At 61.1% G+C, this 24108-nt stretch carries 24 protein-coding genes, 1 tRNA gene and 1 pseudogene; 14 read left to right on the forward strand and 12 right to left on the reverse strand.

Features of this window, described 5'->3' with window-relative positions:
• Positions 1-14: 14 nt before the first annotated feature.
• From bphD to ACZ5PP_RS14245, 6 genes are all read left to right on the forward strand, one after another.
• Entirely contained in the window at positions 15-872 is an 858-nt protein-coding gene (gene bphD, locus ACZ5PP_RS14220; protein WP_076600356.1) for a 2-hydroxy-6-oxo-6-phenylhexa-2,4-dienoate hydrolase, read from the forward strand.
• A 180-nt stretch (positions 873-1052) separates the two neighbouring features.
• Positions 1053-2429 carry an OmpP1/FadL family transporter gene (locus ACZ5PP_RS14225; protein ID WP_464826167.1) on the forward strand — a complete coding sequence of 459 codons (1377 nt, stop codon included), beginning with the start codon at positions 1053-1055 and terminating at the stop codon, positions 2427-2429.
• 99 nt (positions 2430-2528) lie between these two features.
• Positions 2529-3353: an alpha/beta fold hydrolase gene (locus tag ACZ5PP_RS14230; RefSeq protein WP_464826168.1), complete on the forward strand. Its 825-nt coding sequence runs from the start codon at positions 2529-2531 to the stop codon at positions 3351-3353.
• A 584-nt stretch (positions 3354-3937) separates the two neighbouring features.
• On the forward strand, positions 3938-4393 hold the full coding sequence (locus tag ACZ5PP_RS14235) for a LysR family transcriptional regulator (RefSeq protein ID WP_464826169.1): 456 nt from the start codon (positions 3938-3940) through the stop codon (positions 4391-4393).
• Positions 4390-5427: an IS5 family transposase gene (locus ACZ5PP_RS14240; protein ID WP_464826115.1), complete on the forward strand. Its 1038-nt coding sequence runs from the start codon at positions 4390-4392 to the stop codon at positions 5425-5427. Before ACZ5PP_RS14235 ends, ACZ5PP_RS14240 begins: the two co-directional genes overlap by 4 nt.
• Before the next feature lie 187 nt (positions 5428-5614).
• Positions 5615-6118 carry a LysR family substrate-binding domain-containing protein gene (locus ACZ5PP_RS14245; RefSeq protein ID WP_464826170.1) on the forward strand — a complete coding sequence of 168 codons (504 nt, stop codon included), beginning with the start codon at positions 5615-5617 and terminating at the stop codon, positions 6116-6118.
• 27 nt (positions 6119-6145) lie between these two features.
• On the opposite strand, the gene ACZ5PP_RS14250 is transcribed toward ACZ5PP_RS14245, so the two are convergent.
• Positions 6146-6439: a helix-turn-helix domain-containing protein gene (locus tag ACZ5PP_RS14250; protein WP_050417855.1), complete on the reverse strand. Its 294-nt coding sequence runs from the start codon at positions 6437-6439 to the stop codon at positions 6146-6148.
• 103 nt (positions 6440-6542) lie between these two features.
• Here ACZ5PP_RS14250 and ACZ5PP_RS14255 point away from each other — a divergent pair, with 103 nt between their 5' ends.
• The gene (locus ACZ5PP_RS14255; RefSeq protein ID WP_076600352.1) at positions 6543-7184 is read left to right on the forward strand and encodes a LysR family substrate-binding domain-containing protein; all 642 of its coding nucleotides are present in this window, start codon (positions 6543-6545) and stop codon (positions 7182-7184) included.
• 85 nt (positions 7185-7269) lie between these two features.
• On the opposite strand, the gene ACZ5PP_RS14260 is transcribed toward ACZ5PP_RS14255, so the two are convergent.
• From ACZ5PP_RS14260 to ACZ5PP_RS14290, 7 genes are all read right to left on the reverse strand, one after another.
• Positions 7270-9138: a tyrosine-type recombinase/integrase gene (locus ACZ5PP_RS14260; protein ID WP_076600351.1), complete on the reverse strand. Its 1869-nt coding sequence runs from the start codon at positions 9136-9138 to the stop codon at positions 7270-7272.
• A 223-nt stretch (positions 9139-9361) separates the two neighbouring features.
• Positions 9362-9436: transfer RNA gene (locus ACZ5PP_RS14265), tRNA-Gly, on the reverse strand.
• 82 nt (positions 9437-9518) lie between these two features.
• Positions 9519-11249, reverse strand: coding sequence for a phosphoenolpyruvate--protein phosphotransferase (ptsP, locus tag ACZ5PP_RS14270; RefSeq protein WP_004265629.1), 1731 nt, complete (start codon positions 11247-11249; stop codon positions 9519-9521).
• Between the two features lies 1 nt (position 11250).
• Positions 11251-11520 (reverse strand): HPr family phosphocarrier protein, encoded by a 270-nt coding sequence (locus ACZ5PP_RS14275; protein WP_004265630.1) that lies wholly within the window; start codon positions 11518-11520, stop codon positions 11251-11253.
• Between the two features lie 53 nt (positions 11521-11573).
• Positions 11574-11963, reverse strand: a complete 390-nt coding sequence (locus ACZ5PP_RS14280) for a PTS sugar transporter subunit IIA (RefSeq protein WP_004265631.1) — start codon at positions 11961-11963, stop codon at positions 11574-11576.
• A gap of 493 nt (positions 11964-12456) precedes the next feature.
• The gene (locus ACZ5PP_RS14285; RefSeq protein ID WP_012584460.1) at positions 12457-13638 is read right to left on the reverse strand and encodes a Fic family protein; all 1182 of its coding nucleotides are present in this window, start codon (positions 13636-13638) and stop codon (positions 12457-12459) included.
• A 209-nt stretch (positions 13639-13847) separates the two neighbouring features.
• Entirely contained in the window at positions 13848-15473 is a 1626-nt protein-coding gene (locus tag ACZ5PP_RS14290; RefSeq protein WP_273422348.1) for an ABC-F family ATPase, read from the reverse strand.
• A 220-nt stretch (positions 15474-15693) separates the two neighbouring features.
• On the opposite strand from ACZ5PP_RS14290, the gene ACZ5PP_RS14295 reads away from it, so the two are divergent.
• From ACZ5PP_RS14295 to ACZ5PP_RS14305, 3 genes are all read left to right on the forward strand, one after another.
• Positions 15694-15858, forward strand: a complete 165-nt coding sequence (locus ACZ5PP_RS14295; RefSeq protein WP_004265637.1) for a DUF1328 domain-containing protein — start codon at positions 15694-15696, stop codon at positions 15856-15858.
• Between the two features lie 89 nt (positions 15859-15947).
• On the forward strand, positions 15948-16583 hold the full coding sequence (locus tag ACZ5PP_RS14300) for a response regulator (RefSeq protein ID WP_004265641.1): 636 nt from the start codon (positions 15948-15950) through the stop codon (positions 16581-16583).
• 13 nt (positions 16584-16596) lie between these two features.
• Positions 16597-17028 carry a response regulator gene (locus ACZ5PP_RS14305; protein WP_012584462.1) on the forward strand — a complete coding sequence of 144 codons (432 nt, stop codon included), beginning with the start codon at positions 16597-16599 and terminating at the stop codon, positions 17026-17028.
• A 6-nt stretch (positions 17029-17034) separates the two neighbouring features.
• On the opposite strand, the gene ACZ5PP_RS14310 is transcribed toward ACZ5PP_RS14305, so the two are convergent.
• The 3 genes from ACZ5PP_RS14310 to ACZ5PP_RS14320 all read right to left on the reverse strand — a co-directional run bounded on the left by ACZ5PP_RS14310 (position 17035) and on the right by ACZ5PP_RS14320 (position 19564).
• Positions 17035-18429, reverse strand: a complete 1395-nt coding sequence (locus ACZ5PP_RS14310) for a CHASE3 domain-containing protein (protein ID WP_012584463.1) — start codon at positions 18427-18429, stop codon at positions 17035-17037.
• Between the two features lie 110 nt (positions 18430-18539).
• Positions 18540-18851 (reverse strand): BON domain-containing protein, encoded by a 312-nt coding sequence (locus tag ACZ5PP_RS14315; protein WP_012584464.1) that lies wholly within the window; start codon positions 18849-18851, stop codon positions 18540-18542.
• A 257-nt stretch (positions 18852-19108) separates the two neighbouring features.
• Entirely contained in the window at positions 19109-19564 is a 456-nt protein-coding gene (locus ACZ5PP_RS14320; protein ID WP_012584465.1) for a ferritin-like domain-containing protein, read from the reverse strand.
• A gap of 340 nt (positions 19565-19904) precedes the next feature.
• Between ACZ5PP_RS14320 and ACZ5PP_RS14325 the strand changes: the two genes are divergently transcribed.
• Positions 19905-20150: a type II toxin-antitoxin system Phd/YefM family antitoxin gene (locus ACZ5PP_RS14325; protein ID WP_012584466.1), complete on the forward strand. Its 246-nt coding sequence runs from the start codon at positions 19905-19907 to the stop codon at positions 20148-20150.
• Positions 20147-20572, forward strand: coding sequence for a type II toxin-antitoxin system VapC family toxin (locus ACZ5PP_RS14330; protein ID WP_012584467.1), 426 nt, complete (start codon positions 20147-20149; stop codon positions 20570-20572). The genes ACZ5PP_RS14325 and ACZ5PP_RS14330 overlap by 4 nt, the downstream gene beginning before the upstream one ends.
• Here the strand turns inward: ACZ5PP_RS14330 and ACZ5PP_RS14335 are convergent.
• Positions 20527-20730, reverse strand: a pseudogene (locus tag ACZ5PP_RS14335) (hypothetical protein); the annotation flags it as partial. The gene ACZ5PP_RS14330 and the pseudogene ACZ5PP_RS14335 sit on opposite strands and share 46 nt — an antisense overlap.
• A 457-nt stretch (positions 20731-21187) precedes the next feature.
• Here ACZ5PP_RS14335 and ACZ5PP_RS14340 point away from each other — a divergent pair.
• Both ACZ5PP_RS14340 and ACZ5PP_RS14345 read left to right on the forward strand, forming a co-directional pair.
• A complete protein-coding gene (locus ACZ5PP_RS14340; protein ID WP_464826171.1) occupies positions 21188-22693 on the forward strand; it encodes a hypothetical protein in 1506 nt (501 codons plus the stop codon).
• Positions 22694-23091: 398 nt separating this feature from the next.
• Positions 23092-24105 carry an SIR2 family protein gene (locus ACZ5PP_RS14345; RefSeq protein ID WP_004303621.1) on the forward strand — a complete coding sequence of 338 codons (1014 nt, stop codon included), beginning with the start codon at positions 23092-23094 and terminating at the stop codon, positions 24103-24105.
• The last annotated feature ends 3 nt before the right edge of the window (positions 24106-24108 follow it).

The following is a 24108-nucleotide window of genomic DNA, read 5'->3' on the forward strand; positions in this document are numbered from 1 at the left end:
GGGGAGAGATGCAAATGAATCAATATACGGAATCTACAACCAGCAGGTTTGCCAAGATCAACGAGAAGGGATTTGAAGACTTCCAGGTTCATTTCAACGAAGCTGGCGACGGCGAGGCCGTCATCATGTTGCACGGTGGTGGGCCCGGGGCAGGTGGATGGAGTAACTATAGCCGCAATCTGGGCCCGCTGGTTCAAGCAGGTTATCGCGTGATTTTGAAGGACTCACCAGGATTTAATAAGTCTGACCCCGTCGTAATGGACGAACAGCGAGGTCTGGTGAACGCACGCGCCGTCAAGGGTTTGATGGATGCCCTAAACATCGAAAAAGCGCACCTGGTGGGCAACTCGATGGGGGGGGCCACCGCACTGAATTTTGCCATCGAATATCCGGAGCGCATCGGTAAGCTCATTCTGATGGGGCCGGGGGGGCTTGGCTCGAGTCTTTTTTCCGCGATGCCCATGGAAGGCATCAAATTGCTTTTCAAGCTGTATGCCGAGCCTACGCTTGAAAATTTGAAGCAAATGCTATCGGTATTTGTTTTTGATCAGACCCAGATCACCGATGAACTGATTGAGGGCCGCTGGCGGGCGATTCAGCATAATCAAGTACACCTTCGAAATTTTCTTGTCAGTACGCAACGCGTGCCATTGAGTGCTTGGGACGTTACATCGAGATTAGGAGAGATCAAGGCAGGAACGCTTGTCATCTGGGGGCGCGACGACCGCTTCGTACCTCTTGACCATGGATTGAAGTTGGCTTGGCACATCCATGATGCGCGCTTGCATGTCTTGCCTCGGTGCGGTCACTGGGCGCAATGGGAACATGCTGAAGAGTTTAATCGCTTGTTGATCGATTTCTTACAACATTGACACCAAAGGGGGCCCGATTGACCACTTTACTACGTAACCACCGGTTACGAACGAGAAGTAAGAATTTCGGATTTTCGAGATCAATAATCAGAAGCAATTAAACAGAACAGGAAGTAAGCCACCGCTTAGAAAAAACGGGGTTGATTTCTTTAATTAACATATAAAAATGGAGGAGGCTGTATGCAATTCAATCTTAAATCTAGTGTAATGGGCGTTGCTCTAGCAGGGGTATCCTATACTGCCTTGGCGACAACAAGCGATGTTTATCGCCTTGTCGGTCATGGTCCAGTTTCTGGGGCATTGGGTGGGGCCGCTACAGCCTTTGACGTCGGTGCGGCCGGCATGATGACAAATCCCGCTACCTTATCCCTTGGCAAGCCTGGGGAGGAAATGCACCTTGGAATGGACGTCATTTTTGTAGATCTATCAATCAAGAACACCGCGACGGGCGAATCCGCAAAATCCAAAGAGCATTCCAGCAACCGAGGACCCTATGCGGCTCCGCAAATGGCATATGCTTATCGTGCCGAACGATTTGCATTCGGTATTGGAGCCTTTGCACGTGGCGGAGTAGGCACAGAGTACGGAAAGGATAGCTTTCTTTCACGTGCAACAGGTGGATTGGATACGGGTTTGGAAAATTCAAGTCGCTTATTGACACTAAATATACCCATGGCCGCAAGCTTTCAGATGACTGATAGTCTTGCCGTTGGCGCAAGCGTGGATGCAGTGTGGCAGGGACTGAATTTAGATATGCTCCTCGGGGCCGATCAAGTGGGTTCCCTAATTGGCGCCGGGCGTGCGCAGGGAAGTTTGATCCCTGTGCTTGGAGGGTTGCCAGATATGCGTGGTGCGCATTTGAGCTTCACCAAGAATGAGCCAATTGCGAGTGGCGCCGACGCCTGGGGCTGGGGAGGGAAAATCGGCCTGACGTACAAGGTCAGCAAGGATACGATCCTAGGTGCTTCGTACGTTCTTGAAACACATCTTGATGACATGACTGGGAGTGCTACCCTTACCGCAATTGACGGCTTGGTAGGCCAAGTCAAGCTAGATGGAAAGATTCGTATTAAAGACTTCCAATCGCCGGCACAATTGAATTTCGGAATAAGCCATCGTTTTGACGATCAGTGGATGGTCGTGGCGGATATCTCCAGGGTATTCTGGAAACATGCAGTAAAAGATATTCATGTCTCCTTTGTTTCAAACGCTGGTCAAAATATCGATATTGATCTGCCTCAAAACTATAAGGACCAGACTGCATTGTCGTTGGGTGTCGCCTACACTTCCGGAAAATGGACATTGCGCGGAGGTGCTCGTGTTACTACACAGGCTTTGAGATCGGACACGGTATTGGCTGTAATCCCTGCCATTCCAAATAGATTCGGGACTCTTGGCTTTGGTTACCAACTTACACCTATGAGTAGTTTTGATTTTGCTTGGACTCATTCATTTAAAAAGACGATGCAAAACTCTTCATTGCCAAACACGTCTGCTCCTATCGAAATAAATCACGCCCAAGATAGTGCCACTTTTGCCTTCACTTATCGTTTTTAGGTTTGATATTAAGTTGAAATTGTCATGGTTGTGCAAATCTTAAAATTACAAGATTCTACCTGTTTTAATATTTTATGGTGAATTAACTAGGAAATTGAAATGACCAACGTAGAAATTGGAAAAGAAATCGTCGCTGCTGGAATTAAGACCAATTATCACGAGCTCGGAACAGGAGATCCTGTTTTTCTTATTCACGGATCGGGTCCAGGTGTCAGCGCTTATGCAAATTGGCGCTTGGTGTTGCCAACACTGGGGCAATTATTTCGCGTCATAGCACCGGATATGGCGGGGTTCGGTTTTACAGAGCGCCCGAAGAATTACATCTACTCAAAGGATAATTGGGTTGGGCACATCATAGGTATGCTTGACGCATTAAAAATCGAGCGTGCAGATTTTATTGGGAATTCTTTCGGTGGTGCCCTTGCAATCGCAACCGCCGTTAAGCACCCCGAACGCGTTGGCCGTTTGGTCTTGATGGGCGCAGCAGGAACACATTTTGAACTTACCCCTGGGCTGGATGCAGTTTGGGGTTATACGCCGTCAATTGAAAATATGCGCAACCTGCTGGATATATTTGCCTTCGATCGTTCGCTTGTGAATGATGAACTTGCAAAACTGCGTTATGAGGCAAGCATTCGGCCAGGCTTTCAAGAGTCATTCGGCAGTATGTTCCCCGCTCCTCGGCAGCGCTGGGTTGACGCACTGGCGAGCTCGGATGAGCAAATTCGCAACCTCGCGAATGAGGTGCTTTTGATTCACGGCCGTGATGACCAGGTGGTACCACTGTCAAGCAGTCTTCGTCTTTTTCAACTATTGGAGAACGTCCAGTTGCATTCTTTTGCTCGCTGTGGGCACTGGGTGCAAATTGAAGCCGCCAATGACTTTTGTAGATTGGTTGTAGACTTTCTTAGCAAGCCGCATTGATTGAGCGTTCTGCGCATCCGGCGAAATTTCTTCTTCCAGATAATTGGGTAATGCGTCCGAATTGATTGGAAGGAGAAATCGAGTTGATGGTCTCATGAAGGCGTTACCGCTGGTTGTGGAACCAAGTCCTTCTTATACAAGACTCACATAGCCTCATCGTGTATCGCCTGCATGGTCGTGGTCGCGTCCAATGAAAGGGCTGTTTTAGTTGCGAAGGAAAGTCGCCTTCCTTTGCGCTCTTCCGCCCCGCGTCCCGTCTGACTCGGAAGGCTGTGCAGATCTACTGTGGTATCGCTACCGACCGCGCCTATCCACCACGTACCGGCCCGTACAGCCATATCGATCTGACGCACGCCTTGGCTGTTATTGAACGGGTCAAACATACCTGGTTCGGAACGGCTTGGACGCGAGGCTGCGAGCAAATCCCATTGGGTTCCCGTCTAGTATTTCAGTAGCGCCTGACGAGTAATTCATCGCTTCTGGATAGGCGGTCCAACCGACAGTCCTCGTGATTTGACTAGAACTGCAAGTATCCCGAGGCTGCAAGTGGAACCGTACGGTAACATCACGATGGAGGACAAACCATGGAGTTGCGCCACCTTCGCTGCTTCGCTGTCCTGGCGGAGGAACTGCACTTCACCCGTGCTGCTGAAAGGCTGCATATCGAGCAGTCCCCCCTGTCCCGTACCATCAAGGAGCTCGAAGACGAACTTGGCGCACTGCTATTCGATCGTGACCGCCGCGGCACACGGCTGACACAGGCCGGTGCAGTTTATCTCCAGGATGTGCTTCGGTTGTTCTCGACGCTGGAACTTGCCCGTGAAAACGTAAAAGCGGTTTCGTCAGGCTATCAGGGGATTCTTCGCATCGCCGTCCCCTGCGGCTGCATCGATCCGCGGCTATCTGGCTTTCTCGCACGCTGTCGCGAGGAAGATCCGGAAGTCGAGATACGTTTGACAGAAGGGCGGCTCGAAAAACCTCTGCACCGCCCGCCCTTGGTAAAATTACATCGTCCTGAACCCTGCAGCCTGTACCGATGAAACCGCGTAGCGCTATCAAGACTGACCTGTTCGCTGACGAGCATCACCGCAAGAAGATCGACTCGCTGGGCGACCCGCTGGCCGACATCGAGTCGCACATCGACTTTGTGGCGTTGGCGGCCGAGGTGGATGAGGTTGCGCCGCGTCCGGTGAGCGCGCAGGGCGGGCGTCCGCCGTACCCGACCGAGACGATGGTACGGATCCTGGTGCTCAAGCGCCTGTACAACCTGTCCGATGAGCAGATGGAGTACCAACTGCTCGACCGCATGAGCTACAAGCGCTTCTGCGGACTGGCGAACGCGACCAACGTCCCGGACCGCACCACGGTGTGGACCTTCGAGAACCGGATCGGTGAAGCGGGCGCCAAGGCGCTCTTTGACGGTGTCTCGGCGCAGTTGCTGAAGAAGGGTTTCATCGCGCGCGGCGGTCAGATCATCGACGCCACTTTGGTCCCCGCCCCCAAGCAGCACAACAGCCGGGGCGAGAAGGCGCTGATCGAGCACGGTGCGATGCCGGCTGACTGGAAGCCGGCCAAGCGCCGCCAGAAGGACATCGATGCGACCTGGACGAAGAAGCACGGCAAGAGCCACTTCGGCTACAAGCTCTCGATCAACGTCGACAAGAAATACAAGATCATTCGCCGGATCGAGACCGACACGGCGAGTACGCACGACAGCCAGCACTTCGACAACGTCTTCGATGCGGGCAACACGAGTCGGGACGTCTATGCCGACCGGGGCTACCCGTCCGAGGGGTGTGAAGCCTGGCTGAAGGAGAACGGCTTCCGTAACCAGATCCAGAGGAAGGGCAAGCGCAACAAGCCGCTGTCCGAGTGCCAGCAGCGGCGTAACCAGCGCATCGCCAAAACACGCGCCCGGGTCGAGCATGTCTTTGCCGCCATCGATCAGATGGGCGGCAAGTTGCTGCGTACCATCGGCCAGGCCCGGGCGAACTTTGCGATGACGATGATGGCCGCCTGCTACAACCTGAAGCGGCTGGTCTACTTCCGGAAGGCCGGAATCGAGGCCTTCTGATGCCCGAAATGGGCCGAATCGCCGATACCCGGGGCGATTCGAGGCAAAAACGGGGCAACGTCGCCGAGAAACGCGGTGGTTTGCCAGAGAAATTGGGTCGAACTCGGTCACGGGCATCATTACGCGGCAGGATTCACTGAAAACCTCGGGTTATTCGAGGTGCCCAGAAGCGACGCTGGCCGAGCAGGTGCGCGGACTGCGTTCGGGCAGCTTCAATGTGGGGTTTGCACATACCACCGACGTCGGGGATGGAATCGTTGCCGAACCGATCTGGATTGATCCGCTGGTCGTGGCCGTATCGGCACGGCATCCGCTGCTCGTTCACAAGCAGGTGCCCTTGGAGGAGTTGGTGCGTTATCCGCTCGTAATGGCTGATCCCCGGTTGTTCGGGCGGAGCAATTGCGAGCTGGATCGATTGCTGCACACCGCGACGGGCAAACCCGGCGCCGTCGAGCACGTCGCCTCGATGGACATGATGCTGACGCTGGTCGCAGCCGGTTATGGCGTTGGGTTCGCGAACGCTGCACGAATCAGAGTTTGTCATCGCCCCGACGTGGTGACTCGTCCTCTCGCGGCCCAAAATGTCACCCACACCACGTACCTGTTACGACCGGACAGTGGCGCGGACACCCCTTGCGCCATACCTCTGGACCGCTTTATGGCGCGTCTACACGCTCAAATCGACGAGTAACGGGCAAAGCCCGGTGCCGTTCACCGGTTACGTCTTTGGCCCCGAGCGCAGGTTATCCTCCGTCACAGCGATCAGATCAGCGGCACTTCTGTTCAGAGCCCCGGCGATTCTGAGGATCAGCGCCAGCGTGGGCATGTGCTCACCCCGTTCTATCTTTCCCATGTGGGAGCGCTCGATTTCCGCCAACGACGCCAGCTCCTCCTGAGCCATTCCCTGTTCCATCCGTGCCGCACGAACCGCCAGGCCGAAGGCCAGCGCAGGCTCAGGTTCGTAGGTGGTCGATCCGACAGGGCGGCCTCGCTGGACAGTACGCTTTTGCATCGGCAAAAGCGTCGAATATCGCGATACTTTTAACCACGTTAAATTTAACTCTTTGCTATGATGCTTGCTGCCACGGTCTGGCCTCCATCACGAAATGGCATCCATGAGTGCCCCCAGCCAATCGTCGATACTCAAACTCGCCGTTTCGGCTGACGCGCTGTCGCCACAGCTGGCGACCCTACTTGCCCTGCAACGTGCCGAGGAGCCGGAAACCCTCGTCCTGCTGCAGGAGGTCACTGCCGGCGATCTGGTCCGTGGCCTGGAAAACGGCGATTGCGACATGGGCATGGCGGTGAGGGCGACGTCAACGCACCTGGCGTTGGACACTCAGCCACTTTGGGGTGACGAACTGGCTTTGGCGGTTCCGTTACGCTCGCCGCTGCTTGCCCACGTCGAGGTGTCATTGGATGCGCTGCTGCACTATCCACTGGTTCGGTGGTGCCCACGGGCATGTGAAGCGCTGAGCCAGCAGGTTGATGCTGTCATTGGGCCTGAAGACCGTTCTGCCCGGGAGGTCAATTCCTTCGAACTCATGGCTCTGCTGGTGGCGGCAGGCTACGGTGTCGGCATTGCGCCCCGATCGCGCATCGCGCAGGCACGTGGCTGGGGTGTTGCCATGCGCCCCCTGGCCGACGGTCCCTATCTCATCCGAACCCAGTTGCTGCTGCCGTCGCGAGGGTGTGTGCCGGCTGTCGAGAGGTTTGCCGAACGGGCGGCGAAGATCACGGAGACCAGGTCGGCGTGATCAGGCGTCCATCGTACGTTCGCGTGTTTCCAGACGAAAGCGGCACGCGGCATCTTGCTGTGCAAGTTCGCCATCGCGCGTATCGCTAGGCGTACCGGGACAGTTGTGGAGTCCGACTATCGCGTTGCACCACCCTTTCGCTGACAGCGCTGCATACCAGATGAACGACGAGGTGAAGATTCTCCAGCGTCACTGCCTCGATGGGGGACTGCCCTTGGAAGAGATCGCTCGGCCGTGTGAGTGCATGGTAGATGTGCCACGTGTCGATTCCCGGGGGCATCTGCTTGAGGATGGTCTGGATCAGGCGGCGCTTGAGCGGATCGAGCTGCCAATCCGGCACGCGCTGTCCCCGGTTGCCCAGGCTGATCGACAGGAGGTTGCCGGCCTGGATTTCGTAAGTGATCCAGCGACGGGACTTGCCTGCGAGCTTGGCATAGTCGGCGACCGACAGGTTGTGCGGAGCCTCCAGAATGTCGAGCAGGATCATCCGCTCGCGCTGGACGTTGGAGATGGCCGGCTCGATCTTGGGCACGCGCACTGCGGAAAGGCGCTGCACCGGAGCCGTGGCCAGCGCCATGGCCCCCTGGAGCGGTTGCGACACCACCAGCGTGGGAGCAGCCCTGGCCGCCGACAACGGTTGCGCCTCCGCTTCGGTGGCGACCACGGGAAAGCCATCCAGTTTAATGGACAGCAGCGTACTGGCCGCTTCGACCTGCCCCTGCTCGAACAGGTCCAGCCGGTCCGCCCAGTCCTGCATCATGCGTCGGCGCTGCTCCACATACTTGGCGTGGTTGTAGGTTGCGCGAACCTGGTTGGGATCGACGTGGGAAAGCTGTGCATCCACCCATTTCTCGGGATACCCCAGTTCGTTGAGTGCGGTCGAGATGGTTCCGCGGATGCCGTGGCCGGTCAGCCGGCCCTTGTATCCCAAGCGATGCAGTGCCTTGTTGAGGGTGTTCTCGCTGATGCGCTGCTTGAGGCTCTTGTCCCCCGGGAACAGGTACGTCTGGGCTGGCTTGAACTGGTCGAGCATGTGCCGAACGATCTCGATCGCCTGCACGGACAGCGGCACGATGTAGGGTGGGATGTCCTCCGGCCGGACGTTCTCCTTCTGCATCTTCAATTCCAGCTGTTTCACCACCTCCGGCGGGATGATCCACAGGCCATCGTCGAGGTGGAACTGTTCTGGCGTCGCCAGCCGCAGTTCCCCGGTCCGCACGCCGGTCAGCAACAGCAGGCGGAGGCCAAGCTGCGTTTTCAGCTTGCCGGGGTACTTGCGCAGCAACTGCAAGAACTCGGGCAATTCGGGCATGCGCAGGAAGGGGTTGTGGCGTACCGGCGGCTGGGGCATGGCGACCACATCCAGGTCGGAGGCCGGGTTCTGTTCCAGGCCCGGCACGATCACGAGGGCATACCGGAAGAGTTGGTTGAACCAGGTGCGCACCTTCTCGGCGATGGATGGCGCGCCGCGCTTCTCGATGCGGCCGACGATTTCAAGTAGGTCGGCGCGGGTGATCTCGTAGATCGAACGCTTGCGCAGGCTCGGCAGGATGTCGTTCTTGAAGATGCGCGGGATCATCGACAGCGTGGTCTGCCGGCCTTTCTTGAGGCGCCCCTGCGCCCGGAAGGCGAGCCACTTGTCGTACACCGCCTCAAAGGTGTTCTGCTCGGCCTGGGTGGCGATGTGCCGATCCTTTTCTCGCTGCCGCTGTGGGTTGATGCCTTTGGCCACCTGCGCCCGCGCGTTGTCGCGGCGCTCGCGCGCTTCGCGCAGGCTGATCTCCGGGTACGTCCCCAGGGACATCCGCTTCTGTTGGCCCAGCCAGGTGTAGCGGAAGTGCCAGGACTTGGTGCCCTTGTCCGAGACCGCCAACGAGAGGCCGTCGAAATCGGGGATCGTGTAGTCCTTTCCGGTGGCCTTTGCCTGCCGGACGAACATGTCGGTGAGTGCCATGCTTGCTCCTGAACAGAGTCAGGAGTCAGATGCTCATCCCGGCACCCGCTCGGCCCAAGGAACAATCCGGACTCGAACACAACCGCTTTGATGGACTGCCGGATGGACTAATTTAGTCCAGCAGTGGGTGGATTTCGGTGGATCTCATTGGAATGTTGTCTAGCGAAAAATTCTTTTCTGACAACCGCTTATGGAACTCAGTGGATTTCCATGGAAGCCTAATTGGAGCGGGTGAAGGGAATCGAACCCTCGTCATGAGCTTGGGAAGCTCAGGTAATAGCCATTATACGACACCCGCATTTCGGGCCGATCTGGCGCCGACCGCGAAGAAGGCCGGATTGTACTGCCACGGCCGGTGCGCTTCAACCGCGGCGGTGTTTTCAGGCGGTGAGCCGTTCCACCGCCTCGCGGATGCGTGCCGGCTCGTCCATCTTGAGGATGCGCTGCACCCTGGGGGCGAGCTCGCCGAGGTCGGCGCGCAGCACCTGCTGCTTGATCTCGAGGATGCTGCCCGGGTGCATCGAGAAGTTGCGCAGGCCCATGCCGAGCAGCAGCTCGGTGTACAGCGGGTCGCCCGCCATCTCGCCGCACACCGACACCGGCAGGCCGAAGCGCGCGCCGCTGGAGATGGTGCCGGCGATGAGCTTGAGCACGGCGGGGTGGAGCGGGTCGTAGAGGTGCGCGACGGCCTCGTCCGAGCGGTCGATCGCCAGGGTGTACTGGATGAGGTCGTTGGTGCCGATCGACAGGAAGGCCAGCCGCCGGATGAACATGCCGAGCGACAGCGCCGCGGCGGGCACCTCGATCATGCCGCCGATGCGGATGCCCTCGTCGAACTTGATCTTTTCGGCGCGCAGCTCGGCCTTGGCCTTCTCGAGCAGGGTCAGGCACTGGTCGACCTCCTGGGCGTGGGCGAGCATCGGCACCATGATCTGCAGGCGGCCGTGGGCCGAGGCGCGCAGCAGCGCGCGCAGCTGCGTCTTGAACATCTTGGGCTCGGCCAGCGAGTAGCGCACCGCGCGCAGGCCGAGCGCCGGGTTGGGTTCCTCGCGCGCCTGGGCACCGTTGAGCGCCTTGTCGGCGCCGACGTCGAAAGTGCGGATGGTGACCGGCTTGCCGGGCAGGGCCTTGACCACGGCGCGGTAGGCCTCGTACTGCTCTTCCTCGTCGGGCAGGGTGTCGCGGCCGATGAAGAGGAACTCGGTGCGGTACAGGCCGATGCCGTCGGCGTTGGCGCTCTTGACCGCGGGCAGGTCCTTGGGGCCCTCGATGTTGGCGAGCAGGTTGACCTCCTCGCCGTCGAGCGTGGCGGCGCGGGTGTCGCGCAGGCGGTTGAGCTTGGAACGCTCGATCTCGAGCTCGCTGCGGCGCAGGCGGTATTCCTCGACGATCTGCTCGTCGGGGGCGACGATGATCACGCCGCGGGTGCCGTCGACGATGATGAGCTCGTCGTCCTCAAGCAGGTCGCGCACGTGGTGCAGGCCGACCACCGCGGGGATCTTGAGGCTGCGCGCGACGATCGCGGTGTGGCTGGTGGGGCCGCCGACGTCGGTGACGAAGCCGGCGATGTTGTGGTCGCGGAAGCCGATGGTGTCGGCGGGCGACAGATCGTGGGCGACGACGATGCTGCCCAGCCCGTCGCGCCGACGCGGCGGCAGGTGGCCGGGGTGGCCGAGCAGCACCTTGACCAGGCGCTCGACGACCTGGACGACATCGGCCTGGCGTTCGCGCAGGTAGGGGTCCTCGATCTGGCGGAACTGCTCGACCAGGTGCTCCATCTGCTGCACCAGCGCCCACTCGGCGTTGCAGCGGCGCTCGGTGACGAGCTGGCGGGCGGCGTCGACCAGCATCGGGTCGGCGAGCATCATCAGCTGCAGATCGACGAAGGCGCCGACCTCGCTGTGCGCCTGGCCGGAGGTGGTGATCGCCTTGAGACCGATCAGCTCGCCCTGGACGGTGGCGAGGGCCTCGTCGAGACGGGCGAGTTCATCGTCGAGGTAGCGCGGCGCGACGTGGTAGTGATTGACCTCGAGCAGCGCGTGAGAGACGAGGTGGACATGGCCGATCGCGATGCCCTGCGAGACCGCCAGGCCGTGCAGCGTGAATGACATCTCATTCCCCTTCGCCGAAGCGGTCGGCGACCAGCTCCTGGATGGCCTGCAGTGCCGCGTCGGCGCCCTCGCCCTGGGTGTCGATGGTGATCGTGCTGCCGCGCGCGGCCGCCAGCATCATCACCCCCATGATGCTCTTCGCGTTCACCCGGCGGCCGTTGCGCTCGAGCCAGACCTCGCACGGAAAGCTGCTGGCAAGCTGGGTGAGCTTGGCCGAGGCGCGCGCGTGCAGACCGAGCTTGTTGATGATGGGGGCGTCTCCTCGCGGCATCTTCGCGGTTCTCCGTGGTGCGTTCGTTCGTATGTTCTTGTTGGCGGGTGTGATCAGCCGGGCTGCACGCGCGTCACGCCGTCGCCCGCGCCGCTGACGGCGCGCCGGATCAGGGTGTCGAGGTTGCCGTCGCGATGGGTCAGCACGCGCAGCAGCATCGGCAGGCTGACTCCGGCGACGAGCTCGATGCGCCCGGGCTCGATCAGGCGCGTGGCGACGTTGCACGGGGTGGCGCCGTAGAGGTCGGCGAGCAGCAGCACGCCTTCGCCGTCATCGACCGTGGCGATCATCCGGCGCGCGAGGGGCAGCGCGTCGGCGGGATCCTCGCCCGCCGACAGGCCGAGCTGGCCGAGCAGCGGCGGGCGCTTGTCGAGGACGTGGCACACGCACTGGATCAGCGCTTCGCCGAGGGTGCCGTGGGTGACGAGAAAGAGGCCGATCATGGGGTTCTCCGCAGCCTTCGATTCTAGCCGACTCGCCGCCCGCCGTGCCGCTGCGGGCGGATCGAGTGCGCGGGCGAGGCGAAATCCCATCTGTCATGATCTGTTTGTACAAAAATATGTAGAAAGCTGCAAGACTCCGCCCCTCGTCGCCGCGGCGAAGGCTCGGCCGTGCGCGTGAATTCCGCGAATTCCCATAATCACAAGGAGCTGCAATGACGGATGGCAGCGATCCGATGGCTCCCTCGGGGGCGGTCAATCCGATCGACACCGACTACAAGGTCGGCCAGGACAACACCGTCCTCAACGTCGGGCCCTTCGGCCTCGACATCCACAACCGCGTGTTCGCGGTGTCCGGCCTGCTGGTGGTCGCCTTCGTGATGCTCACCCTGGTGCCGAACCGCCTGCCGTGCGTCCACGCTGGACCCGGGCGCTCCTCCATCGTGCGGAATTGCGCTCGACTCGCCAGGACCGCCGCGAACCTGCAGATGCGGGATCAGGGCGCCTTGACGTTCTTCGGACGGATGCAGCCCGGCCACAGGCGGTTGTCCGTGTCGAGGAGGACGAGTTCGAGCTCGCGCAGCTTCTTGAGGTCGCGGCTGCGGGTCTTGTCGTTGAGCTTGAGGTAGAGGCTGGCGTACCACGGGGCGTGACGTACCGCGTCCAGCCCCTGCGCCTGCCCCTGCGCCAACAGTTGCGAGACGATGGTGTACTGGCGCGGGTTGAGGGTCTTGTTGTCGAGCAGCTCGCGGCAACGGCTCTGGAAGAGCAGGACGCCGACGAGGCGATTGACCCGGTCGTGCAAGGCGTCGATCGTCGCCAGCATGCCTTCCTGGTGAAAGAGCACGAAGTCCGTGTTCGGGTGGGGCCGGTGCTTGTCCGCCCCTTTACGGCAGGTGTTGAAGAGCGTGAAGTAGGCGTCGATGTGCTCGAGGTAGTAGCGCGCCAACGCGAAAGGGGCGTATTCGTAGCCGGCGGCCTGCAGCAAGGTCGCTTCGACGACGCGCCCGACACGGCCGTTGCCATCCCAGAAGGGGTGGATGAGTTCGTAGTAGTAATGCACCAGCGGCGCGCGGACGAGCGGGTGGATGCCTGCATCCTCCAACTGGCCGTGCCAGGTGATCAGTGCTTCGAGCAGGCGCCAGATGTCGCCCCCGTATTGTGGCGGCTTGTAGCGTCCGCCGTGCTGCGGACTGCCGACCTGGGCGGTGCGTCCCTTGGGGGTGTCGCGGAGAAGGCCGGGGCGGTTGTCGGCGTGCGGCAGATCGTGGGTGATCAGGCCGTGCACCTCGGTCATGAAGTCGATCGACAGCTTCCAGCCCGGATCGAGCGCAGCCTGTCTTGCGCGTTCGTAGGCGGCCTTGATGTTGAGCACCCGCCGCTGCTCGATCTCCTGCACCTGCGCGGGATCGAGGTCGATGGCGGAGCGTGTTTCATCCTCGGTGAGCGTGCCGCCTTCGATCGTGTTGGTCCCGTAGATGCTGCTGGCGATCACCTCGCGCTCGAGTTGATTCGCCACCTGCGCGAGCGGCGAGGCGATGAAGCGCCGATGGGCATCCTCGACGCGCTGCATCGGAAGCTGCAGGCGGCCAGTGTCGACGCCCACCTGAAAGAGGAAGGGGCCGAAGCGGTCGGTTTCGACGCGCAGCGCGAGCTCGGGAATCTCGGAGGCGATCATGTCTGCCGGAATGTCCGCTCAAAAAAACAGAATTTAATTCTATTTTCAATGAGATGGCGCGCGTTATCGGCGATCCGTGTCCGTCCGGATGTCCAGCGCTCGAGGCCTGATGGACCCGGCTCGGCAAAAGCGAAGGGGCGAACCGGCCGCCGCATCGCGCGGCAGCGGGTTCGCCCCTTGTCGTGCATGCGCGGCTATCGCCGCGCGGATCAATCCAGGCCTTGCGAGCTGAGATACTCCTCGTACGTCCCGCGGTAGTCGATGATCTGGTGGTCGAGCTTGATCTCGATGATGCGCGTCGCCAGCGAGCTCACGAACTCGCGGTCGTGGGAGACGAACACCAGCGTGCCGTTGAACTTGTCCAGGCCGGTGTTGAGCGACTCGATCGATTCCATGTCGAGGTGGTTGGTGGGCTCGTCCATCAGCAGCACGTTGGGCCGCGACAGCATCAGCTTGCCGAACAGCATGCGGCCCTGCTCGCCGCCGGAGATCACCTTCACCGACTTCTTCACCTCGTCGCCCGAGAACAGCAGGCGGCCGAGCGTGCCGCGCAGCAGGGTCTCGTTGTCCTCGCCGGTGGCGGCGGCGGTGATGCGCGAGTAGGGGGCGATCCAGTCGGTGAGGCTGACGTCCTCGGCGAAGTCGGCCGAGTGGTCCTGCGCGTAGTAGCCCGGCTTGGCCTTCTCCGCCCACTTGATGGCGCCCTTCTGCGGCGCAAGCTCCCCAACCAGCAGCTTGAGCAGGGTGGTCTTGCCGACCCCGTTCTCGCCGATGATCGCGACCTTCTCGCCGGCCTCGATGGCGATCGAGAAACGGTTGATCAGCGGCTTGTCCATGCCCGGATAGGCGAACGAGATGTTGTCCACCTCGCAGGCGAGGCGGTGCAGCTTGTCCTTGTCGTCGTAGTCGAAGCGGATCCACGGGTACTGGCGGGAAGACGGCTTGACGTCCTCGGGCTTGAGCTTGTCGATGAGCTTGAGGCGGCTGGTGGCCTGCTTGGCCTTGGACTTGTTGGCCGAGAAGCGGCGTACGAAGGCTTGCAGTTCCTGGATCTTGTCCTTGGCGCGCGCGTTGGCCGACGACTGGCGCTCGCGCGCCATGGTCGACGCTTCCATGTAGTCGTCGTAGTTGCCCGGGTAGATCGTGATCGTGCCGTAGTCCAGGTCGGCCATGTGGGTACAGACCTGGTTCAGGAAGTGGCGGTCGTGCGAGATGATGACCATCGTGCAGTCGCGGTTGTTGAGCACGTCCTCGAGCCAGCGGATGGTGTTGATGTCGAGGTTGTTGGTCGGCTCGTCGAGCAGCAGGATGTCGGGGTTGGCGAACAGCGCCTGGGTCAGCAGCACGCGCAGCTTCCAGCCGGGGGCGACCTCGCTCATCGGGCCGTTGTGCAGCTCGGTGGGGATGCCCACGCCGAGCAGCAGCTCGCCGGCGCGCGCCTCGGCGGTGTAGCCGTCGTACTCGCCGACCTTGCCCTCGAGTTCGGCGGCGTGCATGTAGTCGTCCTCGGTGGCGTCCGGGTTGGCGTAGATCGCGTCGCGTTCCTTGATCGCCGCCCACAGCTCCTCGTGGCCCATCATCACCACGTCGAGCACGCGCATGTCTTCGTAGGCGAACTGGTCCTGGCGCAGGTAGGCCATGCGCTCGTGCGGATCCTTGGAGACGTTGCCGGCGCTGGGGTCGAGGATGCCGCACAGGATCTTCATGAACGTCGACTTGCCGGCACCGTTGGCCCCGATGAGGCCGTAGCGGTTGCCGTCGCCGAACTTGACGGAGACGTTCTCGAACAGGGGCTTGGCCCCGAACTGCTGGGTGATGTTGGCTGCGACGAGCACGGAAGCGTCCTGATTTTCAGATAAAACAAAGCCTTGGATTATAGCGCAGCGACGCTGCGGCGTGCGCTGCGAGTCGGAGCCGATGCGCGGAGCTGTGCCCGCGTGTCGGAATCGTCCGACGCCGGTTTAGGACCGGGCCGATGGGGCGGAGCGGGGGTGGCGCCTAAAGTGAAGACGTGATCCGGGGCTGCACCGCCCGGCGCCCTCAAAGGAGAACATCATGCTGCACTACGCCGTCGTCTTCTTCGTCATCGCCCTCATCGCCGCCGTGTTCGGTTTCGGCGGCATCGCCGCGGGTGCCGCCGAGATCGCCAAGGTGCTCTTCGTCGTGTTCCTGGTGATGGCGGTCGCCAGCTTCGTCATCAACCTCGTCAAGGGACGGTGAGTCCATGGCCCGCGTCGTTGGTGGGGCCGGCCTCGCCGGCCCGCTTCGGCTATGCTCGCGCCCCTACACCGCATTCCGGACCTCCGCCCATGCTGCGCATCGCCATCGTCGACGACCACCAGATCGTGCGTGCCGGCTTTCGCGAGCTGCTGGCCGACGAGCTCGGCCTCGAGATCGTGTTCGAGGCCGCCTCGGGTGAGGCGGCGCTCGAGTCCCTTCGCGAACAGCCGGTCGACGTGCTGCTGCTCGATCTGTCGCTGCCCGGGCAGAGCGGCGTCGACGTGCTGCGCGCGGTGCGCCAGCGTTACGAGGGCATGCGCGTGCTGATGCTGTCGGGTTTCCCGGAAGAACGCTACGCGCTGGCGATGATCCGCAACGGCGCCGACGGCTACCTGTGCAAGGACTGCTCGCGCGAGGCGCTGCTGCAGGCCATCCGCACCGTGGCGCAGGGCCGGCGCTACGTGTCGGCGCGCACCGCCGAACTGCTCGCCGACGAGCTCGGCGGCGGGGGCGGCGGCGCGCCGCACGAGAAGCTGTCCGACCGCGAGCTGCAGGTCTTCCTGCGCCTGGCGCGCGGCGAGTCGGTGTCGGACATTGCCGCCGTGCTCAACCTGAGCGTGAAGACCATCAGCACCTACCGCACCCGCCTGCTCGAGAAGCTCGGCGTGGCCAGCAATGCCGAGCTGGCGACCTACGCGCTGCGCCACGGGTTGATCCTGGACTGAGGAGCTCGTGTCGATGAGCGCGCCACTCAATTCCGAATCTGCCACCGTCCCCGCGCTGCGCGTCGTGCTCGTGGAAGACTCCGCGATGCTGCGCGGGATGTTGTGCGAGATGCTCGCCGAGCTCGACGGCGTCGGCGTCGTGGCCGAGGCCGAGGACGAGCAAGGGGCGCTTGCCGCGCTCGAGGCGCAGCGCCCGGATCTCGCCATCATCGACCTCGAGCTGCGCATGGGCAGCGGCCTTGGCGTGCTGAGGCAACTGCAGGCCGAGCCGGAGCGCTTCGGCCGTCCGCGCGCGGTGGTGTTCTCCAACTACGGCCACGCGCCGGTGCGCGCGCGCTGCGAGCAGCTCGGCGTCGAGCGCTTCTTCGACAAATCCTTCCAGCTCGACGAGCTGATCGACTTCGTCCAGGGGGCCATTCCAGGCATTCCCGGCATTCCGGGCTGAGCCGCTTCAGTGCATGCGTGCGAACGGCACGCGTGCGGTGATGCGCGTGCCCTTGCCCGGCGCGCTGTCGATCTCCAGCCGACCGGCGAGCATCTGCACCCGGTGCGCCATGCCGGCCAGCCCGTGGCGGTTGTGGCCGCGCGCCGCCGGGTCGAAGCCCACGCCGTCGTCTTCCACCGCCAGCACCAGCTCGTCGCCTTCGACCCCCAGGCGCAGGCGCACCGAGCTCGCCTGTGCATAGCGGCGCACGTTGGTCAGGGCCTCCTGCGCGATGCGGTAGAGCGCAAGTGCCGTCTGCGCGGGCACATCGGGCAGGGCATCGGGCAGCTCGATCGCGAGCCGGCCGCCCTGTTCGCCGATGTCGCCGCTGTCGGGCAGGGCGCGCAGCGCTTCGAGCAGGCCGAGCTCGGACAGCAGCGGCGGACGCAGGCCGGCCACCACCTTGCGCTTGAGCGCGATGCCCTGGTTCAAGGTGTCGAGCAGGCGGTCGAAGCGGCTGCGCATCGGCGCCACGGTGTCGGCCGGAAGCTTGCGCGCGATCCAGGCGGCGTCGAGCTTGGCGGCGGTGAGCAAGGCGCCGAGTTCGTCGTGCAGCTCGCGCGCGAGGCGCGCCTGCTCGGCCTCGCGCGCATTGGTCAGGTAGGTCGCCAGGCTGCTCAGTTCCTCGGTGCGGTGGGCGACTTCGGTGTGCAGGCGCTCGTTCTCGGAGCGCAGCAACTGCGCCATGCGTTCGCGCAGGCGGTCCTGGCGGTAGAGCACCACGACCAGCACCAGCAGCAGCGCCAGCACGCTCGCGCCGAGCACCCGGTTCATCGTGCGCGCGTCGCCAAAGCGTGCGAAGGCGCCATCCTGGGTGGCGTCGATCTCGGCCTGGGTTGCGGTACGCAGGGCGAGGATGCGGGTGCGGATGTCGTCGGTGACCTGCTTGCCGGTGCCGCCGTCGGGCTGGTCGGCGCCGGGCGGAACCCCGCGTTCGATCGCCTGCGTGAGCAGGCTCCAGCGCATGTCGATCAGCAGCGCCAGGTGGTCGACGGTCTCGTGCTGGCGCTCGTCCGCCCAGGTGTCGGCGCGCAAGGCTGCGAGCGTGCTTTCCAGCGCGGCCTGGCCGTCCTGGTAAGGCCTCAGGTAGACCGGGTTCTGCGTCAGCAGGTAGCCGCGCACGCTCGACTCGGCGTCGAGCATCTGCAGCAGCAGGGTGTCGAGGTGATGCAGGCGCACCGAGCGCGCGCGCAGATCCTCCAGCGCGACGCGGCTCGACTCGGACTGCCACTGGCCGGCGAGCAGCCACGCCAGCCCGAGCACGAAGCTCAGCAGCAGCACGGCGATCAGGCGCCCCGCGCGCGGGTGCGGCAGGCGGGATGGGGCGGGGGGCAAGGGCAGAGGCTCCGGATCGGCATTCATGAACCTGTCCTATCCTGGCCCACGCCTGCGGGCTTGTCCGCAGCATGGGGCGGCAGCGCGCACGGCCCCGGGCGCGGGCTAGCGTGGAAACGGGGCTGCGGCGCGCGTCCTCAAGGACGGATCACGATGTCGTTCTTCACCGACTTCACGCCCGGGGTGGTGCGCGCGATCTCGACCGCGCGGTTGCGCTCGGCGGTGCTCTTGGCGAAGCCGGACAACTGCACCGTGCCCTTGAGCGTCTCCACGCTGATCGACATGGCGCTGACGGTCGGGTCTTCGGCGAACTTCGCCTTCACGCGCGTGGTCACGGTGGCGTCGTCGACGTATTCGCCGACCGTGGATTGGTCGCGGGTGACGGCGCAGCCGACGGCGGTGAAGGCGAGCAGGCCGGACAGGGCGAGGGTGGCGGCGGTGTGTTTCATGGCGGGTCTCCTGAGGGTTGTCGTGTCTTGGCGGGTCGGTCCCGCGAGTGGGTTGCAACTCCACTATAGGCGCGACTTCCTGCGGGCGTTGTCCGACGAGGCGGAAAACCGTGTAGGACGATTCCGTCACCTTCCCGTCGGGGGATGCCGATCATCGCGTGCCGGGGCGCTCGCCCGCGTCGCGCGGGAGCCTCCTGCGCGTGCGCAGGCCGCCGTCCTGCGCAGGGCGGACCGCCCTGGACGGTCCGCGTCCGCCCTCAGGGCCGCTGCGTCTGCGCGATCATCTTGTCGAGCGCCATCGTGTGGTCCGCCTCCTCGGTGGCGAACTCCATGGCCAGCGTCTTGATCTCCGGGTCGGTGCTGGTCTCGGAGACGGTGCGGTAGAAATTCATCGCGCGCGCCTCGTTCTCGCGCGCGTATTCCAGCGCCTGCCAGGCGTTCATGGTGTAGTCGAAGGCGTCCTCGTCGCCGACCTCGGTGGGCGCGACCCAGCGGTATTGCCAGGACTTGAGCCGCGGCAGCTCGTGGCCGGCGGCGCGCTCGACGATCGAGTCGCCGTGCATGTTGGAGTAGCGCACCATGTCGCGGAACAGCGAGGCGACCTCGAGGTTGTTGTGCGCCTCCATCATGTCGGCCAGTTCGAGGTAGCGTTCGGCGGCCTCGCGCTCCATGGCGATCGCGTGGGCGAGAAATTCGGGCATCGTGTAAGACATGGTCGTCCTCCTGGAATCGTGTCGTTTTGTTTGGCTTCACATATATCACGTGGTGAAACGGACGACAGGCTATACGCCGACGGTCTGCTTGTCTCGCCGCAGCGCACAAGGGGGGCCACGCACACACCGAAACCGGCTGTCGTCCATCTTCGTCAAGGCCGTCGCCCGGGCATCGGTCGTCGATGCACGCGCCGGAACGACCTCGCCCCCGCACTGGCCCGCACCCGCATGCCGTCTTGTGCCACTTGGCGCAGCTTCACCGTTGGAGAGCCTGTTGATGCCGTGCTTGATTCCCTTGTGAACTGGTCTATAAACTGGTCTATGGCAACCGGAGAACGTGATGAATCTTGAAATCGGCTCATACGAGGCCAAGACCAAACTGCCCGAACTGCTCCGCGGCGTGCAGGCGGGCAAGCGCTACACCATCACCCTGCGTGGCGAGCCCATCGCCGACCTGATACCGGCTGAAGGCGCCAAGCAAGCGGATGCCGCCGCGGCCGTCGATGCGATGCGCCAGTTCATGCGCGTGGCACCCGCCGTCGAGGGGATCGACATCAAGGCGCTGATCAACGAGGGGCGGGCATGAGCTTCGTGCTCGATAACTCGGTGGCGATGTGCTGGCTGCTGGCCGATGGCAAGCCGGCCGATGTGGCGTACGCCGAGGCCGTGCTCGATGCGCTGCGTGAGCAGCAGGCGCTGGTCCCATCGCTGTGGGCGCTCGAGGCCAGCAACATGATCGCCCGGGCCGAGGCCAAGGGGCTGCTCACCGAGGCACGCTCGCAGGCCTTCGTCGTCCTCCTGCAGCGACTGAACATCGCGACCGATCCGGCCACGGCCGCCCACGCCTTGGGTGACACCCTGCACCTGGCCCGGCGTCACAAGCTATCGGCGTACGACGCGGCCTATCTGGAGCTGGCCCTGCGAACCGGCCTGCCCCTCGCAACCCTGGACGCAGATCTCGAGAAGGCGGCGCAGGCCGCGGGCGTGGAGGCGTTCGCCCCGAACTGACCGGGCGCCGAGCCGTCGCCCTTGTAGCGGATGGGCTGATCGGCGATGGCCGTGAAATTGTCCAACTTCGCTTCGAGACGAAGTTCGTCGAAGCAGTTGCCCTTGATTTCCCAGGGGGGAGCCTGAAGCGGCGTCCCGAGTGAAGTGGGTGCGAATATCGCTGGTATCCCGGTGGAGAGACGGGCGTTTCCGAAAAGTTCGGGGGCTGACTGCTGGAGCGGCATGGGCAGCCACCCGGGATGTTGCTGCGTGCAGCCAGCCTGCGCGGACCGCAGCGTGGGTGCAGCTGTCGAGCAGCCCGGTGGGCCACGATCAACCACGGAGTCGATCGTATTCGCATGATGGTTGGAGCTCGTTTCCAATGATCAGTGGCCAATCGAGGCATCTGGCGGGTGACAGCAGCTCGGCCTGAGCCGACGTCCAAGAAGTCCAGCATCAACAGCCGCTCTTCGTCCGAACCGGTCGTGCATTACAATGGGATTATTGTCTGAACGACCGCTTGCGTCTGAGCGAAAGATCAGAAGATGCTGATTGTTACCTACGCCCATCTGCGGTCCCAGACGACTTCTGACCATTGCCAACAATGAGATTTGATGGAGATGCCGAGGCGATGACATGACGACAGCGGCAAAGATCTACTTCACCGACTTCTTTGAAGTCGTGCCCGAGGTGTTGGAAGACTATGGCGCGCTCAATATCTCCTTGATCAACGATCTCCCGCTGTTCGTCGATCCGTTCTTGCTTTTTGACAGCGAAGAGATTGAACACCAGCGCCTCCACGACGAAATTATCTGCTACGTGAAGTTTCTGCGCGATATATCGTGCGACCCTAGCATCAGCAAGGGACTGCTTGATAGCTGGTTCCGCTTTCCGGAGGTCAGCCAGAACTGGCTCGGATTCAGCAAGACGGGGAACAATGGAAGCGGCCTCGGCAAACAGTTTGCCGGAGCGCTTCATCGCAATCTCCATCAGGTATTCAAGGATTTCGGAAGCGAAACGATTAGTCGTGGAAGCCACCTCGAAAAGCTGTGTCTGCTAGCGGACGGCGTAGGTCGCGACCATTTAAGCGACTTTACAACCAATCTGATCAAGCAATACCTGCTTGACTATACACAGACTTTTGCGAAAACACATATTGCGTCGAGCTTCCGACGGAATTTCGCCGTCGAGAAGGTCGCCTTCGATTACAAGACAAGGCGGTGGAAGGGTGGGCGTTATGACCTGCCGGCTTTCGGCAACGACTATGTCCTGCTGACCCCGAAGGTGATTCTGACTAAAGACGAGGCATGGATTAATCGCAGCGACCTACTCGACAACTTTCAGGGCGTCTACAACTCGATCCCCGATGACCAATTGAGGGCGCAGGTTAATGAGTATTTCCTGCGCCGCTTGTCGGAGGACGCCAAGGAAGAAGAAATTCGAGAGGCTGCTGCGATCACCATCGAGCAGTTCCCGCAAGTGCTGGACTACTACATCCGACACAAGGAGGAGACGGGAGACGAGGCCCACAAGGTCAGCAACTCCAAGGTTCGCGACACAGAGCAGCAGTTCATTCATCAGATCCGTGCGCTGGTCGATCAGAAGCTGGTTGGTACAGAATTTTATCAAGAGGCGGATGACAGCTTCGAAGAATCCATGCGGCGCCTGCACTACCTGAAATCGGTCATCGAGGACCAAGATGGCTATCGCATGTTCTACCACAATGGCAAGCCGATTCATCGAGAGGCGGACCTGCAACTCATGTATAAGCTTACGTGGTGCGCCTCCATTTACGACGTGAATCGCGAGGTGAATAACGGCAGAGGTCCTGTCGATTTCAAGGTTTCCAAGGGCAGCCGGGACAAGACTCTGATCGAATTCAAGTTAGCATCGAATTCGAAGCTGAAACAGAACATGAAGCATCAGGTTGGCGTGTATGAGGCGGCGAACGACACGGCGAAGTCCATCAAAGCGATTCTGTACTTTTCGGAAAGCGAGTTCCGTAAGGTTCAAACCATTCTCGCCGAACTTGGATTGTCTGGGCGCCGAGATGTTGTCCTGATTGACGCATGTGCGACAAACAAACCATCAGCGTCGAATGTGTGCGATCCGCAGCAGGGTAGGCTGCCATGGATCGAATGAATCGCCCCTTGAGATCTTTACGCAGACCGTCAGGTCCACCCCGAAAACTGTCAGACGATCTACTTCGGCTGGTGGGCCGTTGCAGACTCTTGGTCGATTGCACAGGATGACAGCTCTCAGCTGCAACCAGACATTGCCCATCAGTTGATCACAATCGCATAATAGATAATTGCGCATCCTTTATATAGCCGATCCAACTGGAGCGCTCGTTACTTGTAGCCCCCTAAAGGTGGAGCGCTAGCATTGGGCAGGATGGTCTAATAAGAACCGGAGTTGTCTAGGATTGATGATCATCACTGGTCCCGATGGACATCGATAAGTTGAAGGTTTGGGGCATTGCTGACCGATAGAATTCTAGACTTTTTATTCGGACTGGCGTAATCAACGGGGATAATATTTTGTCTGACCTCAATTACCAAAAACAAGCGCAGGACTTTTACGGGAAGGCACCAGTCATCATTTTGGGCAGCGGCGCCTCGGCTGCACACGGCATGTCTGGAATGTGGGCGCTAGCGAACCATCTGGTCACAAATACCGACATTTCAGGCTTGAATGCTGCTGAAATCGAGGCATGGCAGAAATTCTGCCAGCTGCTGAAGGATAATGTTGACCTAGAAACCGCCCTACACCAAGTAACAGCTTCTGAAGAACTGACATCCAGAATTGTTAAAGCCACTTGGATCCTGATTGACTCTGAAGATAGCGAAATATTTCAAAAGAGTCTTCAGGATAATGCGATTTTTCCATTGAGCCGCCTTCTTGAACACATGTTCAAAAGCAGCCTCAAAGTCATAAATATCGTCACTACAAACTATGATCGCTTGGCGGAGTATGCCTGCGATCACGGGCGAATCCATCATTACACAGGGTTCACACACGGCTTCTGCCGCCAGCTCGCAGCCCCTACAGAAATTACCTCTGCGCGCAGGGCTAATATTTGGAAGGTCCATGGATCTCTGGATTGGTTCCAATCCCCTCTGGAAGATACTGTCGCACTCTCAAATATCCAAGGTATACCGGATGGCTACCAGCCGCAGATTGTGACTCCTGGTACGCAGAAATACCAAAAAACGCATCTTGAGCCGTTCCGCTCCATTATTAATAACGCTGACCAGGCTCTCAATGAAGCCGGTTCTTACCTTTGTATTGGCTACGGTTTTAATGATGAGCATATTCAGCCGAAACTGATGGTGAAGTGCCTTCGGCAGAGAACGCCTATAACCATTATCACCTATACGCTTTCCGACTCTGCGAAGAAGATTATTCTTGATGGTAAAGCACAGAACTACCTGGCAATAGAACGGGGCGAAACAGACGATCAATCCATCGTTTATTCCTCCCTAGATAGCGCTCCGTTGAAGGTGGAAAAGAATATCTGGAGTCTTGAAGGTTACCTTTCACTCATCATGTAGGAC

This window comes from Thauera sp. DNT-1 (genome assembly GCF_055393985.1).